The sequence below is a fragment of the Lactobacillus johnsonii ATCC 33200 genome, from assembly GCF_000159355.1.
Taxonomy (GTDB): Bacteria; Bacillota; Bacilli; order Lactobacillales; family Lactobacillaceae; genus Lactobacillus; species Lactobacillus johnsonii.
The window spans coordinates 519974-537258 of record NZ_GG670121.1 but is presented as its reverse complement, the minus strand read 5'-3'; the positions used below and the strand labels follow the sequence as shown (position 1 = coordinate 537258).

At 33.0% G+C, this 17285-nt stretch carries 19 protein-coding genes, 1 pseudogene and 1 other annotated feature; of the genes and pseudogenes, 7 read left to right on the top strand and 13 right to left on the bottom strand.

Annotation, left to right across the window (positions count from 1 at the left end):
• Positions 1–70: 70 nt before the first annotated feature.
• Together HMPREF0528_RS07645 and HMPREF0528_RS07640 are read right to left on the bottom strand one after the other, a co-directional pair.
• On the bottom strand, positions 71–361 hold the full coding sequence (locus HMPREF0528_RS07645; protein WP_004896460.1) for a hypothetical protein: 291 nt from the start codon (positions 359–361) through the stop codon (positions 71–73).
• 2 nt (positions 362–363) lie between these two features.
• Positions 364–1515 (bottom strand): YncE family protein, encoded by a 1152-nt coding sequence (locus HMPREF0528_RS07640; RefSeq protein WP_004896459.1) that lies wholly within the window; start codon positions 1513–1515, stop codon positions 364–366.
• Positions 1516–2207: 692 nt separating this feature from the next.
• Here HMPREF0528_RS07640 and HMPREF0528_RS07635 point away from each other — a divergent pair.
• The 4 genes from HMPREF0528_RS07635 (at position 2208) to HMPREF0528_RS07620 (ending at position 6596) form a co-directional block, all read left to right on the top strand.
• The gene (locus HMPREF0528_RS07635) at positions 2208–2396 is read left to right on the top strand and encodes a hypothetical protein (RefSeq protein WP_225844763.1); all 189 of its coding nucleotides are present in this window, start codon (positions 2208–2210) and stop codon (positions 2394–2396) included.
• Positions 2397–2828: 432 nt separating this feature from the next.
• The gene (cbpB, locus tag HMPREF0528_RS07630) at positions 2829–3317 is read left to right on the top strand and encodes a cyclic-di-AMP-binding protein CbpB (RefSeq protein ID WP_004896457.1); all 489 of its coding nucleotides are present in this window, start codon (positions 2829–2831) and stop codon (positions 3315–3317) included.
• Between the two features lie 78 nt (positions 3318–3395).
• Positions 3396–5276, top strand: coding sequence for a heavy metal translocating P-type ATPase (locus tag HMPREF0528_RS07625; RefSeq protein WP_004896456.1), 1881 nt, complete (start codon positions 3396–3398; stop codon positions 5274–5276).
• Between the two features lie 61 nt (positions 5277–5337).
• Positions 5338–5386: a sequence feature (sodium ion sensor (DUF1646 type); this cis-regulatory element may regulate processes involved in with the transportation of sodium ions), on the top strand.
• A 49-nt stretch (positions 5387–5435) separates the two neighbouring features.
• On the top strand, positions 5436–6596 hold the full coding sequence (locus tag HMPREF0528_RS07620; protein ID WP_004896455.1) for a cation:proton antiporter: 1161 nt from the start codon (positions 5436–5438) through the stop codon (positions 6594–6596).
• A 220-nt stretch (positions 6597–6816) separates the two neighbouring features.
• Here HMPREF0528_RS07620 and HMPREF0528_RS07615 read toward each other — a convergent pair.
• Positions 6817–8393 (bottom strand): annotated as a pseudogene (locus tag HMPREF0528_RS07615) (ATP-binding cassette domain-containing protein).
• A gap of 101 nt (positions 8394–8494) precedes the next feature.
• On the opposite strand from HMPREF0528_RS07615, the gene HMPREF0528_RS07610 reads away from it, so the two are divergent.
• A complete protein-coding gene (locus HMPREF0528_RS07610; RefSeq protein WP_004896452.1) occupies positions 8495–9355 on the top strand; it encodes a helix-turn-helix domain-containing protein in 861 nt (286 codons plus the stop codon).
• Positions 9356–9724: 369 nt separating this feature from the next.
• Here the strand turns inward: HMPREF0528_RS07610 and HMPREF0528_RS09270 are convergent, their stop codons facing one another.
• From HMPREF0528_RS09270 to HMPREF0528_RS09630, 9 genes are all read right to left on the bottom strand, one after another.
• Entirely contained in the window at positions 9725–9943 is a 219-nt protein-coding gene (locus HMPREF0528_RS09270; protein WP_004896450.1) for a hypothetical protein, read from the bottom strand.
• A gap of 23 nt (positions 9944–9966) precedes the next feature.
• Complete coding sequence (locus HMPREF0528_RS07595; protein WP_004896449.1) at positions 9967–10197, bottom strand: hypothetical protein; 231 nt, start codon at positions 10195–10197, stop codon at positions 9967–9969.
• A 300-nt stretch (positions 10198–10497) separates the two neighbouring features.
• Positions 10498–11145, bottom strand: a complete 648-nt coding sequence (gene pcp / locus HMPREF0528_RS07590; protein WP_004896448.1) for a pyroglutamyl-peptidase I — start codon at positions 11143–11145, stop codon at positions 10498–10500.
• A 19-nt stretch (positions 11146–11164) separates the two neighbouring features.
• Positions 11165–12088: a DUF979 domain-containing protein gene (locus tag HMPREF0528_RS07585; protein WP_004896447.1), complete on the bottom strand. Its 924-nt coding sequence runs from the start codon at positions 12086–12088 to the stop codon at positions 11165–11167.
• A 1-nt stretch (position 12089) separates the two neighbouring features.
• The gene (locus tag HMPREF0528_RS07580; RefSeq protein WP_004896446.1) at positions 12090–12764 is read right to left on the bottom strand and encodes a DUF969 domain-containing protein; all 675 of its coding nucleotides are present in this window, start codon (positions 12762–12764) and stop codon (positions 12090–12092) included.
• A 113-nt stretch (positions 12765–12877) separates the two neighbouring features.
• A complete protein-coding gene (locus HMPREF0528_RS07575; protein ID WP_004896445.1) occupies positions 12878–13366 on the bottom strand; it encodes a DUF805 domain-containing protein in 489 nt (162 codons plus the stop codon).
• Between the two features lie 214 nt (positions 13367–13580).
• Entirely contained in the window at positions 13581–13811 is a 231-nt protein-coding gene (locus HMPREF0528_RS09640) for a hypothetical protein (RefSeq protein ID WP_004896444.1), read from the bottom strand.
• A gap of 64 nt (positions 13812–13875) precedes the next feature.
• A complete protein-coding gene (locus tag HMPREF0528_RS09635) occupies positions 13876–14112 on the bottom strand; it encodes a hypothetical protein (RefSeq protein ID WP_004896443.1) in 237 nt (78 codons plus the stop codon).
• A 91-nt stretch (positions 14113–14203) separates the two neighbouring features.
• Positions 14204–14398: a hypothetical protein gene (locus tag HMPREF0528_RS09630; protein ID WP_004896442.1), complete on the bottom strand. Its 195-nt coding sequence runs from the start codon at positions 14396–14398 to the stop codon at positions 14204–14206.
• Between the two features lie 145 nt (positions 14399–14543).
• Between HMPREF0528_RS09630 and HMPREF0528_RS07560 the strand changes: the two genes are divergently transcribed.
• On the top strand, positions 14544–15998 hold the full coding sequence (locus HMPREF0528_RS07560; RefSeq protein ID WP_034525321.1) for a PTS galactitol transporter subunit IIC: 1455 nt from the start codon (positions 14544–14546) through the stop codon (positions 15996–15998).
• Positions 15999–16048: 50 nt separating this feature from the next.
• Positions 16049–16558 carry a DUF1440 domain-containing protein gene (locus tag HMPREF0528_RS07555; protein ID WP_004896438.1) on the top strand — a complete coding sequence of 170 codons (510 nt, stop codon included), beginning with the start codon at positions 16049–16051 and terminating at the stop codon, positions 16556–16558.
• Positions 16559–16574: 16 nt separating this feature from the next.
• Here the strand turns inward: HMPREF0528_RS07555 and HMPREF0528_RS07550 are convergent, their stop codons facing one another.
• On the bottom strand, positions 16575–17222 hold the full coding sequence (locus HMPREF0528_RS07550) for a CPBP family intramembrane glutamic endopeptidase (protein WP_004896437.1): 648 nt from the start codon (positions 17220–17222) through the stop codon (positions 16575–16577).
• Positions 17223–17285 lie beyond the last annotated feature (63 nt).

Genomic DNA, 17285 nt, shown 5'->3' with positions numbered 1-17285 from the left:
ACTATTTCTTAGAAAAATAGCATGAACAGAGATAATTATACCAAAAATAGCCCTAGTTATGGATAGTTCACTAGTGTTGGTTACGTTTTCTTTCGATAAAATAACCTATCCCTAAGAAAATTGTCGGTAGAATTGAAACAAATACCAACACTATTAAAATAACTCGTAAAAGCCAATCAGTATTTGTCCACCTTTTATCATTAGCAGTAGCAAGAGCATATGCTGAAAATAAGATAATTGTAATTATATTTATTAAAAACATAATGTTGTGTGTATATTGATACAAAACTAAAACACTACTACCGGATATCAAACCACTCCAACCTGCTAATCGTACCCAAAAAGATATTTTCTTAATCATTTTTAACCCCCTAATAAGGCATTTATATTCGCCGATAGAACTCGGTCAACAATCATTATTTGATCACGTGCATATGCTTTTGATCCTGATTCAAATAACATCAGTAGTTGCCCATTTTGAACATAAATTTGTTCTAGATATGGCGGCATAATAACAACTTTTTCCGCATTTCCTTCATCTAAGTTATTCAAAGCTGAAATTGGGAAAAAATACAACTTAGAATCTTTGCTTCCATAGGATTGACTTAAAATAATCCAATTCTGATAAAATGCAATTCCTTGAATCTGTCGGTCCATTGAAGCACTTCCTGAACCTAAAGCCCAAGAAACTTGGCCTGTTACTGCTTTAATTTGATCGCTAGTAATTGTTCCCTTAAAGTCTCCTGAACGAGCAATCGGATAGCTAGCAATTTGTCCTTGACCGTCAGTATTAAAAAAGCCAACAAATAATTGATTATCGTAATAAGTAACACAAGATGCTCTTTCAATTGTTGGTAAAGAAATCACATTATCATATTCGATAGGTTGCTTTTTCTTATTATAGCTATATTTTTCTAATTTCTTTAACGAAAAAGACATTAGTGCAGATGAATCATCTTGACTACCCGTTACCCAAATATTTTTAGCAACCGGATCATAAGCAACTCCTCCTAAATGAGGTGCTCCTGGAACTTGAATAGTCTTTAAATACTTTCCTGTTTTTTTATCTAAACAATAAATGACCGAGCGATGATTATGAGTTGAATCATAAGCCGAAATTAATAAATATTTTCCTGCTACAGTTAACCCTTGCGGTGTCATTGAGTCCGCATATGTAACTTTCTTTTTATTAAAGTCATAACTCGGCGTTACAACTTGGCCTGGTATTACCACGCTGCTTCCAATCTTACTTGCCCGTGGCGTTTCATAAGCTGCGCTATAAACGTCGGGATATTTTTCATTTAATTGTCGTTTGAAATAAGCTAAATTATGATGACCCGGACTAATACTTGTCCCATCTTTTGCTTTTTCTACATCAGGTCTAGAAGTAAAAGTAGCTTTTGCTTGTTCCCGTTTTTGGTATTGTTGATAACCATAGTATCCTCCATATGCCACTCCTGCAGCAATTCCGAGAATCAAAACCAACTTAAATAGAATCTTTAAAAATTTCTTCATTAGCTTTCCCTACCTAATAAATAATTTTCTCAATTCGATATTATACCTGAATCGTCTGCCAACTACCGAAAATTAAAAATAAGCAGCTATCTTATATTTCTTTCGATTTTGTACTATAATAAATAAATTGTAGTAGTGGATTACTTATGATCCATTGCTATCAGCATTAACATCCAACTTTTTATTTTCATTCTTACTCCTCCAAGTAGATTGAATAATAACAAGATCAGCTTAAAGCTGATTATCTATCTTCGAAGAGACCTATCACTTCCCAGCATAGGTCTTTTCTTTTGCAGTAAAACAAAAAGAGGCTCCTTTCACATTTGGATACCTCTTTTAATTGTCTGTTCATTTATCCCCAATGGATAAAGTCTAATGCATTTTTATCTTGAGTATATCTAGCATAAACTGAATTTCTTATTTTCATGATGTTTACCTCTAAGTTTGGAAAATTAGAAAGCGTCTTCATATAATTAAACTTTATCATACCAATTATAAATTTCAATTATTTTTTCAAATATATTTTAGTATTCATACAGCTAATGCATAAGAAGTTTACGTGTTAAGATCACATTTTAATGTTAGTGGTATACCAATTTTATAATTTTTCAAAAACAATTGTATAAAGTCTGCTTCCATAATACGATTATCTTACAAAGAATCATTTCTAAATTTATCGAAAGATCCAGAAGGTGAAAAAGATGGTTTCTAAAGATGAAATTATTACCATATTGCCTGAATTCGTTACCTTACTTAATAAGACAGATCCTCATTCAGAATTTACTAACTTTCTTACAGATAGTCTAAACACAATTAAATCTAGCAATGGTGTTGCTTTCACAGGTCAACTGCAATATTTTTTAATCACGCCCCTGTTGTAAAGTTTTCCGATAATATCACGTTTACCTCGCAAGAAGAAAAACTATGGAATAAACTTCTTTCGCTAAACGAGCTAGGAAATAATCTTTGAGGTGCAAGTTTATAATTCGTTTCAGCTTCTTAATCAAATTTAACTTTTTTAATAAAAAACGTCACAATTTGTTCACATTTTCATTCTAATATATAAACCATAGCAACGGGGAAGACAAAACCCATCGCTATTAGCATTAACATCCAACTTTTTATTTTCATTCTTACTCCTCCAAGTAGATTGAATACATTTATCAGTCTTTGACTGATCCTATACTTATATATTTTGAAATCCGCGTCTTTCCCAGCGCGGATTTTTTTTTTGTGGGTTTATTTTCTAGACTTTCATATAATAGTAAGAGAAATATAAAGTAATAAATTCAATTACCTAGGAAGGATTATTTATGTTTTCACCCGCGATTCAGTCTTTGATTGCAGAAAAAGCAGGTTCCTTCATTATTCCTGCCTCTAGAATTGCATTTGTGGAGGATGAAAACCCACTCTACCATGCATTTTTAGTTCTTACTAAAATGAAATATTCAAAAATTCCCGTTTTGGATAAAGATCAAAAAGTAGTTGGCCTAATTAGCTTATCCATGATTACAGATAAGATGCTGACCTCTGATAATATTGTGATTGAACCTCTATCAGACTTAAAAGTTAAAGACGTAATGCAGACGGATTTTGAAACAATTAATTTTGCTTGTACTAATCTTGAAACGCAACTCCATCTTCTAGTTGACCATCCTTTTATTCCAGTTGTAAATGACAATAATGTTTTTCAAGGATTACTAACTAGGCGAGAATGGATTAAGGCCTTTAATTATGTAACTCATTCAATTGAAGAAAAATATGACATTACTAAAAAGAATGGATCTCAAAAAGAAAGTTAAATTGATTAAATTTAATGTATTAAGTGGTATAGTAGTAGTGTTTTAGTATTATGGTTAAATTAGTTGGAGGGAAAGCTAATGAAACATCAATGGAAATTTTTCACAATTCTTGGAATTGGTGTTGTTGCAGCAATCTTAGACTTCCTATGTGGAGCACCTAAGATTGGTGGATGGCCAATTTCCGGTATCTTAATTGATATCTTCGGAATTTTTATGGCCATTACTATGCTTCGCGAAATGATTGAGACACTTGAATCTGGTCGTTGGGGCGTAGATATCTTGGCAATCATCGCTGTTGTTTCAACAATGATTGTCGGCGATTACTGGGCTGCTTGGATGATTTTAATCATGTTGACCGGTGGTGAATCACTTGAAGATTACGCTACAAGTCAAGCTGATAAAGAATTACGCTCTTTACTAAAAAATTCTCCAAGGATTGCTGATAAATTAGTAAATGGTAAGATCGAAGAAGTTAAAGTTGATGAATTAAAAATTGGCGATATCGTTTTAATTAAACCTGGTAGTCAAGTACCAGTCGATGGAAAAATTATTAAGGGAAACTCTAGTTTTGATCAATCTTCTTTGACTGGTGAGTCAGTTCCCGTTGATAAAAAAGTTGGCGATGACTTAATGTCAGGATCTATTAATGGGGATGCAGCTGTAGAAATGAAAGTTACTAAAGTTGCTAAAGATTCTGAATATCAGTCAATTGTTGCCTTAGTTAAATCTTCTGAAGCAAAACCAGCTAAGTTTGTTAAAATGGCTGATCGTTATGCTGTACCATTCACTATTATTTCCTTAATCATTGGTATTGCTGCTATGATTACCTCAGCTGTAACTAATCCAGCTCTTGGCTGGCAAGCACACTTTTTACGTTTTGCTCAAGTTATGGTTGTTGCCTCTCCTTGTCCATTGTTAATTGCAGCACCAGTAGCAATGGTTTCAGGAATGAGCTCAATGTCAAGAAGCCACATTATTGTTAAATCTGGTACCACTCTTGAAAAGTTATCCCGTACCTTAACTTTTGCTTTTGATAAAACAGGAACCTTAACTGAAAATCAATTAGTTATTGATCAAGTTGTTTTACCAGAAAATAGTTCTATCTCAAAAGAAGAATTACAAAGCTTGGCAGCTAGCGTTGAACAACAATCAAGTCACGTTATTGCTACTTCATTAGTTAAAAGTACCAATAAGGATTTAATTAAGCCAGTTACCAACTTAAAAGAAGCTACTGCTAAAGGAGTTAGCGGTGAAGTAGACGGCAAATTAGTTAAAGTTGGTAAGCTTTCTTATGTTGATCCGGATCAAGAAAAAATCACTGTTCAATCAACTGCGGTCTTTGTTTCAATTGACAATAAATTTGCTGGATATATTACTTTCCAAGATCAAATTAGAAAGAATACACCAGAAACAATTGCTCGTTTACGTCGTCAAGGTATTAAGCAAATTATGATGTTAACTGGGGACCGTAGATCTGTAGCTGATAAAGTTGCCAAAGAAGCTGGAATTAAAGAAAGTGAAGTTCATGCAGACTTACTTCCAGCTCAAAAGATTCAAGCCATCAGAGATGTTAAACCTGACTTAAGACCGGTTGTAATGGTAGGTGACGGTGTTAATGATGCACCAAGTTTAATGGCTGCTGATGTTGGGATCGCTATGGGTGCTAAAGGAGCAACTGCAGCTAGTGAAAGTGCTGATGCCGTTATCATGATTAACGATATTTCTAAAGTTAATGATGCTGTTGCTATTTCTAAACATACAATGAAAGTAGCCCACGTTGATATTATTACTGCTATTTGTATTGTTATCCTAATTGAGTTGATTGCCTTTACTGGTATTATCCCAGCTTTCTGGGGTGCAATTTTACAAGAAGTAGTTGATTTAATCACTATTTTGTTAGCTCTACTTGCTAAAACTAAGCCAACTAACCCTAAACAAACGGGAATAGAAAAACAATAACTAATTTGCAACTAACTATATTTTTAGCTAAACTAATTTTTAGTTAAATATTTTTATTAGTGGTTGGGTTTTAAAAAACTTTCAAGATTTGCTTATTTGGGTCAATAAGCGCTTGAAAGTTTTTTATTTTGCCACAAAGTTATAGAAAGCTGGGAAAAAATGCACTTTTTAGGAGAATTAATCTTAATTTTGCTGGCGACCACGCTCTTAGGACAATTATTTTCACGTCTTAATATGCCAGCAGTTATTGGACAATTATTATCGGGAATTTTACTAGGACCGGCAATTCTAGGTTGGGTCAAGCCAAATGAAATTGTCTCCCTCTTTTCAGAGTTTGGGGTAATTCTATTAATGTTTTTGGCTGGGTTAGAGAGTGACTTAGATTTATTAAAAAAGTATTTTAAATTAAGTTTTACTGTTGCTGGAATTGGAGTCATCTTACCAGTATTTTTCACAGGAATTGCCAGTTACTTATTTGGGATGCAGTTTCTTGAGGCACTTTTCATTGGAATTGTTTTTGCCGCTACTAGTGTTTCTATTTCCGTTGTAGTTTTACAAGAAGCTAATCAAATTCATACCCGTGCTGGTACTGCTATTTTAGGAGCAGCAGTTGTTGACGATATTTTAGCAGTTATTGTTTTAAGTTTATTTACCACTTTTAGTCATGAAGGTGGAAAAAGTGGTTTAACGAATAACTTTTTCCTTAACTTACTTATTGAAGTAATATACTTCGTTGCCGTTTGGGTTATCTTCAAATTTATTGCGCCATATTTTATGAAGTTGGCTGAAAAAGTGGAAGTTGATTATGCAGTAGTTATTGGCTCCCTAGTTCTTGCTCTCTCCATGGCCTGGGCAGCAGATTTTGTAGGCTTAAGTGCTGTTGTTGGAGCATTCTTTGGTGGTCTAGCAATTAGACAAACTCCACAATATAAGGAAGTTCAGTCTTCTGTTAGTGCAATTGGTTACTCTATTTTTATTCCTGTTTTCTTTGTAAATATTGGACTATCCATGACATTTGCTAGCTTTATCAAAGATATCTGGTTCATTATTGTTATGACTATCTTAGCAGTATTATCGAAATTCTGGGCTGGTAAATATTCAAGTGAATTATTTGGTTTTACCAAGAATGAAGGAAATATTGTCGGAGCAGGGATGGTATCACGTGGTGAAGTAGCGCTGATTGTAGCACAAATTGGAATTACCCATCACTTATTCCCAGAAGACATTTATTCAAGTTTGATTTTGGTAATTATTATCACTACAGTTCTTTCACCATTTATCTTGAACTACTATATTAAGCGTGAAGTAAAAAAGAACTAAAGCAAAAACGAATTAGCTGTGATTGTAGCTAATTCGTTTTTTTCATATTCTAATTTATTGAAATACTTCCTGTTGGAATATCTATATCTACTTTAATAAATTTAGAAAGTGAATAATCTTGATTAACCAATTTTTGATTAGCTATATTAAACATAGTTCATCCTCCAACTAATATAATTACAATAATGCCAATGCTAAATAATGTCTTTTTCCAATTCATCTAAATATAGTCCTTTAAGTCAAGTATTTCGTCATATTGCTTTAACTCATCTTCTTCATAGTGGTGAATTACTTCAATGAAAGTTAAATTTGAAGCTAGCAAATATTGATGAATTATATCAGAAGTTTTTTATCAAGAGAAGCGTTAATCTCATCAAGTAATAGGACTGGTCTTTCCATTAAAATTGCTCTAGCTAATTCAATCCGTGCCAACTGTCCGCCTGATAATTTATCAGCTGCTTCCCCCAATTGATAATCAAAACCTTTTTCTTCAATTAATTCATTTAAGTCTAATTTATCGCAAACTTCCTCTACCTTTTCCCGGGAAATATCTTTTCCTAAGGTTAAATTAAACAATAAACTATCCGCAAAAATAACCGGTGCTTGGCTTGCATATGAGAATAAGTCTGGAAATGTACCAGCTTTTACTCTTTTATCATTTAATCTAATCGCCTCTGCTTTTCCATATTTTCCATATAGTAAGAACTGCAATAAAGTCGACTTTCCTGCTCCAGATGGTCCAATGACAGCAATTTTCTTACCTGACTTGATGTTTAAGTCAATCCCAGTAGCTAATTGCTTACCATCTCTCTTTAAGATCAAATCTTCTACTTGTAGATCCTGTAAACTTACAACTTTACTATTTTCTTGATCTGTTTCTTTATCTAAAAAGTCATTAACCTTCTCAACAATCTTCCTAGTAGTAGACAATTTACTTCTATCATCTAAGATAAATAAAATTGGATTTATAAATGAATTGGCTAATTGCACAATTGCAAATAAAGCTCCTAAACTTGTTTGTCCTTTTACAACTAAATAAATTCCAAATAGAAATGGCATCAAAAACGTAACAATATTCGCAACAAAATTAATCCATGAGTTCGTATCAAGGTTTAAGAGATTCATCTTACTCAATGCTTGTTCTAGCTTAGAAATTGTTTGTTTATTTTTAGCAACCGCCTGATTTTGACCATCATACAAATGTAGCGTTTCAACACCTGCTAAGAAGTTTTTAGTCTGATTAACGTACTTACTATTAGCACTAGTCCACTTTTCAGAAGATTCTTGAATCGGCTTTTGAAAAACATTAGAAACAATCATTGGAATAAAAGATCCAACTAGGAATAGTAATGTAAGTAGCCAATTAACTGCTAAAGCATAGCCTAGTGCTAATACTAATGAAAAAATCTGCATAATAATTTCAATTTGAGCATTAAAACGATTAGTTTCAAGTAGTTTAAAATCATTAGTTAAAAATCCTAAACTATCATTATTTTCGTCTTTTGACTCTTCTAGCATTCCACCCAAAATATGTGTTCTTAAATAAGTGTTAGTTTCCTTAATTGTATTAGTTTTCAATCTGTTAAATACTAGACTTGCAATTAAAGTAACAACTAATGCTGCAATGATAATAATCAAAAATTGTGCAATTTTATCCCAATTCTTATTAGTAGCAATATTAGTTAGTGTTTGCACAACATTGGCCATAATAATATTTTGAAAACTAGCAATTAAGCCGAAGATAATCATCAATACGAATCTAAATTTATTTGAATACTTAAACAGCATCTTCTTCATCCCCTCATCGATTTAAACTTGTTGATAAGAGTATATGATGAGATTATACTTAAAAATGAATCTCTTGCAGATCTGCAAGTTAGTTTTTGGAGAATGAAAAAATGTATGGTCATGAATTCAAAGAATTACGCTTAGAACAAGGTATTACGCAAAAAGAAGCTTGCCGCGGAATCTGTTCTGAATCAAAACTATCACGCTGGGAAAATGATCAAGTCGAGGTTGAATTTAGTACGGCAATGAAATTACTAAATAGAATTCACATTACTAGTCATGAATTTATGGGTTGGTCCAAATTTTCACCACGGCCAGAAATAGATCCTGAACTTTCTGAAGCTATTGAAAAAGAAAATATTCCGTTTCTTAAACGAGTTACACAAAAACAACTAACTAAGTATCATAAAAATCATAATAAGTTTGACCTATTTATGGCTGCTAATCTATGTAATCAACTTTTTATCATCGAACATAAAAATTACTTACCTCCTATTGACCAAAAAAAGCTTTTTGCAATTTTTTCAAAAGTCAATTTATGGAGTCAATACTATATTTCAGCATTTGGTGCATCAATTTTTCTATTCAATCCTAAGCAAATTTATGGTAGTTCAATGCAAATCATTCGTAATATTGACCGTCTTAAAGAAGCTGAAACTAGTTTTAACTTAGAAATCATTATGGGAAGTTTATCAGATGGCATTTTACGGCTGATTTCACTTAATGAATTGTCTTACGCTCAAAAATTAGTCAAAGAGCTTAAAAAAATCGAATTACCACAATATTTAATGTTTTTTACCTTAACTTTGACCTATTTGCAAAAGGCAATTGATTACATGAAAAATAGTGATGACAAACCAATACTTACATTAATTTCAGAAGTTTTAGATTTGGGATGCAGTGTCCAAGCCACCACCTACCTAGATATGTTTAAATATTTAAAAGCGCAGCGAAAAAAATACAATTTTTAACATAGCGTCTACATTCATTTTTTAAGCAATCCCAATATATAGTCACGATCACTTAATAGGCATAATAAAAAACGCAGTTTAAAGCTGCGTTTTTTGTAACTATAAAATACGATCAAACTATCGTAGCAACAATCCAAACTATATTCGTAACTAATAATACCAAAGCTACTAGCCCTTTAAATAAGTTTTTTCTCCTTGTAACAAAATATCTATTAACTAAATATTCCATACTCGCACCAACAACTATGTTCATTAGTACCATTACCATACGATAAGGAAAGCTTTCCCACCATGATGTCAAATTTAGCACTGCTAGTAGCGTAAAAGTTATTGTTACACTGTAAGAATAACTGATTAATTTTACATTTTTCATAGGCCATTTTGGATCTCTTTAAAAATTGCATACCAGAAATATAGATATGCTGAAATACACATGACTAAAATAGGAACCTTAATCAACAATGACCACTGCATTGTCATATTCATAATTGACACACGAATATTTGTTTTGAAAATAGCATCTACAAATAAAGGTAAAAAAGGAACTACTCCTAGTAATATCTTAAAAACTAATACTAATTTTTTCATAATATTATCCCTTTCAAAACAATTTATTTCTTGAACTGTCTAGCTACTGCAGTAATTACCGCAAGTGCGTTAACACAGACAAGAAATATAGTACCCATTAAGATTTCAGTATTCCAAAAGTCTTTAACTACAGCTGCAGTGTGAACACCAAATAGCATAGTTCCAAAACTATAATAGGTAGAGTAAATTGTAATGAAAATTAATCCTACTACATTAATAGCCAGTAAGCTAAGTACCCATTTAATGAAATTCATTCTAATCACCCTGCACTTCTTTCAGTTAATTATTATGATCTTAATAAAAAGTAATGGTACAAATACCAAGTTTCAACTATAAACACAATTACTAGATAACCATACCAATCAAAATTCGTATCATGGTTACCAAATTGAGTTAAACAAACAAAACTAGAAACAATAATCCCAATTAAGCAATAAGCAAATGGAAAACCATATTTAATAATGTGCTGCCTAACTCTGCCTAACTAATAGGCACAAAATAAAACCGATAATAGCTAAACTTAAAAAGATCCAAAACATAGAGTCACCTATATTCTAGTGATTTGCGCCTTCAACTGTCTTAATATCGCCTTTGCCGTCACGTTCAACAATTGCACCAAGAGCTGCAGTTAAACCCTTAACAATATCATCAAGAGCCATTGATGGTGTATTAGGACGATTTACAACTTGCTCAGGTAAGAAAGGAATATGAATAAATCCTGCCTTAATGTTAGGAAATTCCTTATCTCTCATATATTGCACTTGATACATAATATGATTACATACATAAGTACCAGCTGTATTTGATACACTAGCTGGCAAGCCAGCATCCCTAATTGCTTTTGCTTCTGCCTTAATTGGCAATTGTGTAAAGTAGGCAGTTTCTCCATCTTCATGAATTGGTTCGCCTAGTGGCTGGTAGCCTTCATTATCAGGAATACGGCCATCATTAATATTAATTGCAACACGTTCAGGAGTTAATCCAAAACGACCACCAGCTTGTCCAACATTTAAAACATAGTCTGGATTTTCTTTTTCAATTGCCTTTCTAACAACTTCAGCTGACTTATTAAAGACAGTTGGAATTTCCAGTTTAATAATTTCAGCCCCATTAATTTCAGCTGGCAATCTCTTTACCGCTTCAATTGCAGGATTAATTTTATCTCCACCAAATGGATCAAAGCCTGTTACTAAAATTTTCATAATTTTATCCTTTCAATAATTAAAATGCTAAAAAGTACATTAAGCCAATTTGAACAATTAACAAGATAACGGCAATCGGAGCTTGTTGCTTAATAACCCCCATCTGATCTTTCATCTCTAAAAGCGCTACGGGTAAAGTATTAAAGTTAGCAGCCATTGGAGTTACTAAAGTTCCACAATAACCTGATGTCATCCCAATTGCTGCTACAACTACAGGATTAGCACCTTGTGCAATTACAAAAGGAATTCCAATTGCTGCAGTAATTACCGCAAAAGCAGCAAAAGCATTACCCATAATATAAGTAAATAAGGCCATCGCAATACAGTATAGCGCTACGCCTAAGAAGTGATTTCCAGCTGGGAAAACATGACTAATCATGTCAGCTGTTAACTTACCAACACCACAAGTTGTAAAAACAACCCCAAGCATGGCTAATAGTTGTGGTAAAACGCCAGGTGCTCCTACACTTCTAACCATTCTCTGGGAATCCTTGAAAACTTGCTTTGCTGGCGCTTTAGTCAAGATAATGGCTAAGACTAGTGAAACAACTGCACCAATACCAATTCCAACCTGACCACCAAGTGGAGTAAATTGTGCAATTATAATAGATGTTAATGCCAAAACAATACTTGGTAAAAATACCTTTGCTCCCAAACGTTTAGCACCTTCCTGAGCAGTTTTAGGATTTACAGTTGGCAATTTACCAACCTGGATTTGCTTAAACAAAGCTAAAATTCCGATTACTAAAACCATTGCACCGGACACTACGGCAGGAATCAAATCTCCAAAAGCAAAAATAATTGCTAAAAAGAACCAGAAAATTGCTGTTCCAATTCTTGCTTTATTAGTTTTGTCACGCAATGTTTCAATTCCAGCAATTGCCATACATAAACCAATTAATGCATAAAGAATGGCAAGTAAAAAGTTAATTGTATTTTGCATATTATTTTCCTTCCCATTTAGTCATTTGGCGATCAAAGTATAGGTTATAAGCAAAAACTAAAACGAAAGTAATGATTGCAATAGGAATAGTATTAACAACAATTCCTACCGGATCAACCTTATAACCAAGTGATTTCATTGTTGAAGAAATCAAAAGTACACCACCAGATGCTACAAACAAGTTTTGGGCAAAAAAGTTACCAAAATTATCAATTGCCGCACTGCGTCCCTTTATTAGATCAATCTCTGATTCACTTAATTTCTTTTTATCTTGATCTTCTGCAGCAGCAATTACCATCGGTGCAATTAATGGACGAATAAATTGAACTTGTCCCTGCAAAGAAATCCCAAATACACCAGCAAGTTCACGAATTAAAAGATAGATATTTAAAATTTTTCCCGCAGTTAGTTTTTTCAGTTTTTTTATAGCATTAACCGCATAGTCTCTTAATCCATGTGATTCTACTAGCCCAATCATTGGCAAGGTTAAGAAAAACAAACTTACCATTCGATTTTCCACAAAACTCTTTCCAATTACTTCCAACAATTTAACAAAATCCATCCCAGAGAAAAGTCCTGTTACAATTGCTGCAATGACTACAACTGCAGTCGTGTCCCACTTCAAAACAAAGCCGACTACAATTATTAATATTCCTAACAGCTTTAAATATTCCATACTACCTATTCCTTAAATAAAAAATAAAAAAATACTATAAAAATATTATACAAAATATAACAAAAAATACGAAGGCAAAAATCCTTCGCATTTCTCTTTTCTATTTAAATAACTTAATCAACAAAGAGGTAAGTACCCCATCTTACTGGTTCTTCAACAGTAGGTAGTAATAAGAAAATAACTACAATAATCCAACCAAACGGAATAAGGATTAGCCATAGCCACCAACCACTATAATCCGCATCATGCAATCTTCGTACCGCATATCCTAAAAGACCTAATTTTATCCATAACAGTAAAATAGATAGGATTAATTCAATTAGACAAGTTAAAAATGTAATATGCGACAGAGCCCAGGTAACATTATTAGGAGTAACAGAAAAAATCCCACTAGTACATAGTGCCAAGATTGAAACTACTCCAATTACAATTGTTAACAAGAACTGGATAACAAATGCTACCCAAAACGCCTTTCGAGTACTACGCGCTACCCAGGCGAACGGATAGAGAAATAATCCCTTAAAAATTTCTCCGACAGATGGATCTGGAACATCACTTTCTGGTGCATGATATTCTTGTTCATAATAAGGTTTATCAGACATAACTCTTACCTCAATGCTACTTTCTAATTATTTTCTGCTTTCGTAATTAGCTTATCAAAATTTTGGTCCTGGTGCTTTTTAGCTAGTTCAGGTGTCTTCCAGTAAGCCTGATCAGTTATTTTTTCTTGTCCACTAGCTAAAATGATTACTGGCTCTTGGTCTAAAAGAGTATAACCATATGAAGTTTGGTGATTATCCTTAGCTGTCCAACCAATTAAATTAATATAATTGACTCCTTCAAAGGCTCAGTATTATTAAAAACCTTAACCCAAGTGTGCGTATCGTTTAGATAATCATTAGAAAATTTTTGATGCTTTTCGAAATACTCTTTATCTGGAATATGAAGCTCATATTGATGATCTTCAGTAGTAAGAGTATGGGTACCAAATTCAATTTTTCTTAATTGATTAGTATCTTTACTGTGCGTACGGCGATTATTATCCATACTGTACCACTCACCTTGCAGTTTTGCGGGAACAGTATATAGGCCTTTATCTCCAGCAATCTTTTTAGTTCTTACTCGCTGTCTTTCTTTCGTCTACTACTTTGACATTTTTAATGATCTTATTTACTTTATTACCGTCGTTATGATTGTTGAGGTACTTAATCATCATTTTAATGTCAGATGAACCAATTTCCTTATTTTTGTGATAGAAGAAAATTGTTGGATCATTCTTTGTGTAATAGAAATATTTATCCCCATCAACTGTAGCGATTTCGTATGCAACATCACTACCATTTTGCATGTATGAAAAATCTTTTCGATTATGAAGCTTTACGACTACAGAATCGTTTTGTGCTTGCTTAAAAGTCTTCTTCCAAATATCTGTATACTTTTCACCAGCATAAGCAATTATAATTGCCGTTTGTTTTTTTAGTATTCATATTAGTTGCTGTAAGCTTACTACTCTTCTTAACTGTTGTTGTCTTCTCAGTTGATGAACTAGAACTATTATTTTGTGAATTACTACATGCGGTTAACATCGTAGAACTTAACAAACCAATTAAGCCAATTGAAACTAATTTTTTCATTATCGATACCTCCAAACTAAGTTACCTCTCATTGTCTATTGAAACACTCTGTTATTTATTTCCCAAGCAATATCTTCCTAATTATTAGACTTTGTTTTTCTTGTTTTTTATACTAAAAATATGGAACGAGAAAAGAGGCAATCAAATGCTAAATAACATCCATAATTTCTTTAATGCCTTTGGGGCAAGTGTCATTGTCCCTATTATGATTTTTATCATTTCTTTGTTTTTAAAGGTAAAACCAAAGAAAGCAATGATGTGTGCATTTTATGCTGGTGTAGGTCTAACTGGTTTTTCTTGGATTATTAATGAATTTACTCCAGTAGTTACTAAAATAGTCCGTCAAATGGTTAATAATACCGGCATAAAGCTACCAGTCGTTGATATCGGTTGGCAAGCTGGAGCATTAGCGAGTTTTAGCGCACCAATTGGATTAACTTTTTTTGTATTCGGACTAGTGGCTGAATTTGTTTTATTTGCTATTGGAATTACAAAAGTTTTTATGCCGTCAAATCTTTGGAACAACTTTGGTTTCATGATTTGGGGAACTCTTGCTTTTTATGTAACACATAATTGGTGGATTTCTTTAGGCTTATCTTTTTTCATGCTTCTCTATACATTACTGCTGGCCGAAATTCAGGCAGATCGTTGGTCTACGTATTATAAGATTGACAATACCACTGTCTGTGCACTTCAAAATATTGTTCAAACTATTCCAGCCATTTTGTTAGATCCACTTTGGAATTTACTTGGTTTTAATAAAGCTAATTTGACTCCAACTGCATTTAAAAATAAATTTGGTGTTTTTGGTGAACCAACGACTTTAGGAGCCATCTTAGGGCTTTTAATTGGAATATTAGGTAATATTAAAAATTTAGCCACAGTAGCAGCATGGGGACAAATTTTTCAATTCTCTATTCAGCTTTCAGCTGTCATGACGATTTTCCCTTTAGTTACAAAAGTCTTTAGTAAAGCATTCATTCCTTTAGCTAAACAAATTAACCAAGAACGTAAACAAAATAAAAATGCAAAATCAGGAATTGACTTAATACAAGATAGTAAACGTTGGTTTTTAGCAGTTGATGATGGTGTCGGTTACGGAGAACCAGCTACAATTATTTCAGGAATTATTTTAATTCCAATCATGGTAGTCATTGCTTTTGTTTTACCGGGAAATAAAACTTTACCTGTTGTTGATTTAATTGCTCTCCCTTACATGGTTGAATCAATTGTCGCTATTACTAACGGTAATATTCTCAAAGTCATTGCAAATGGAGTTATTTGGTTTAGTTTAGGGCTTTATGCTTCAAGCTGGTTAGGTTCTATTTACACAAATGCGATTTCTCACTACGGAGCTGCTATTCCAGCAGGCATCGTTTTAGTCACTAGCTTTAACTTAATGGCTCACCCCTTAAATGCAGCAGTGTTTGCCGCCTTCATCTCAAAAAATCCTCTTTGGATTAGTTTGTGCATTATTATTTACTTAGTACTGCTCATTGTATTAAGAAAATATCGTCCACAGATTTGGACCTACTTAAATAAAATGGCTGCTAAGAACGTGCAAGCAAAATCAAGCCTTAAAGCCTCTACCAAAGAGTGAATTTGTTACAATAAAAAATGAAAGAACTAATTAAAAGGACGTGAAGTTTAATGTCAAAATTTAATTGGAAAAATGTATTAGTAGCTGGAACTGCTGCTGGTGTTATTTCTGGATTAGTTAAATTGGGCTGGGAAAACATTCTTCCTCCAAGAACACCAGAAAGAAATAAGACTAACCCTCCACAAAAATTACTAGAGCAAATGGGTGTTCCAGCCCGCTTAACTCATGCAACTTATACTTATTCAGGAGAAAAACTACCTTGGGTTAGTTATCTTGTTCACTTTGGTTTTTCAATTTCTTTTGCTACTGCCTATGCGGCTCTTCTTGAAAAGAAAGTTAAGTGGTTAACAATAGATCAGGGCGTTCCATTTGGCTTAGGAGTTTGGATTGCTTTTCACCTAGTAATTATGCCATTAATGAAAACTGTCCCTTCTCCAAAGAACCAACCAATGGAAGAACATATTTCTGAGGCTTTAGGACATATAGCATGGATGTGGACTAATAACGAAATTGCTGAAATTGTTTTACAGCAATTAGGACAAAGAAAAAAAGAGCATTAATGCTCTTTTTATTTTGCTATAAAATTGACAGGATATTGTTTAACATATGAGTCAAAATCGAATATCTTACATCTTTTGTAGTGACGTACGTCCAAGCTAGGATCATTCCCATTACCCAATATAAATAAATAAATTTACTAAACATCGGATCATGTCCATAAGCAAAAATAAAACCACTTACTACAATTCCAACCCATTTATTAAATACATTTTCTACTGGGAAAAATGTGTTGAAAAATAGAGCTCTAAAGATAAATTCCTCACAGATTGGTGCCACTATCACTAATAAAACATTGAACATTGGGGAAGCAACTTTTCTGATTGCATCTAGCTCTTCTTGATTTTTCGAAATTGTGTTACCACCAAATAATCTGACATAGGCTATTTGGAAAATTACGAGTGTAAAAAATGCTGCTACTGAAATAATTATTCGTTTTACATCCCAGTGAGGTTTAGCATTAAAGAACCAATCATTTTCTTGCTTTAATTCTCGTTTGTAAATCCAATACATCCAATAAATTACTGCCACAGTTAAAACTGCTAAAATAACTGCGAATAACAAGTTTACCTTTTTTTGCGCATATCCTAATTGCAAAAGTGTATATAATACAAAAGCAATAATTACTGTTGCTAAATTCCCTAAAAAGCGTAAAAAAGTCTTCATCCGAACACTTCCTCTAATTGAAATTATCTATTTCTTTTCATTATAATTATTTATTAAAAAGAC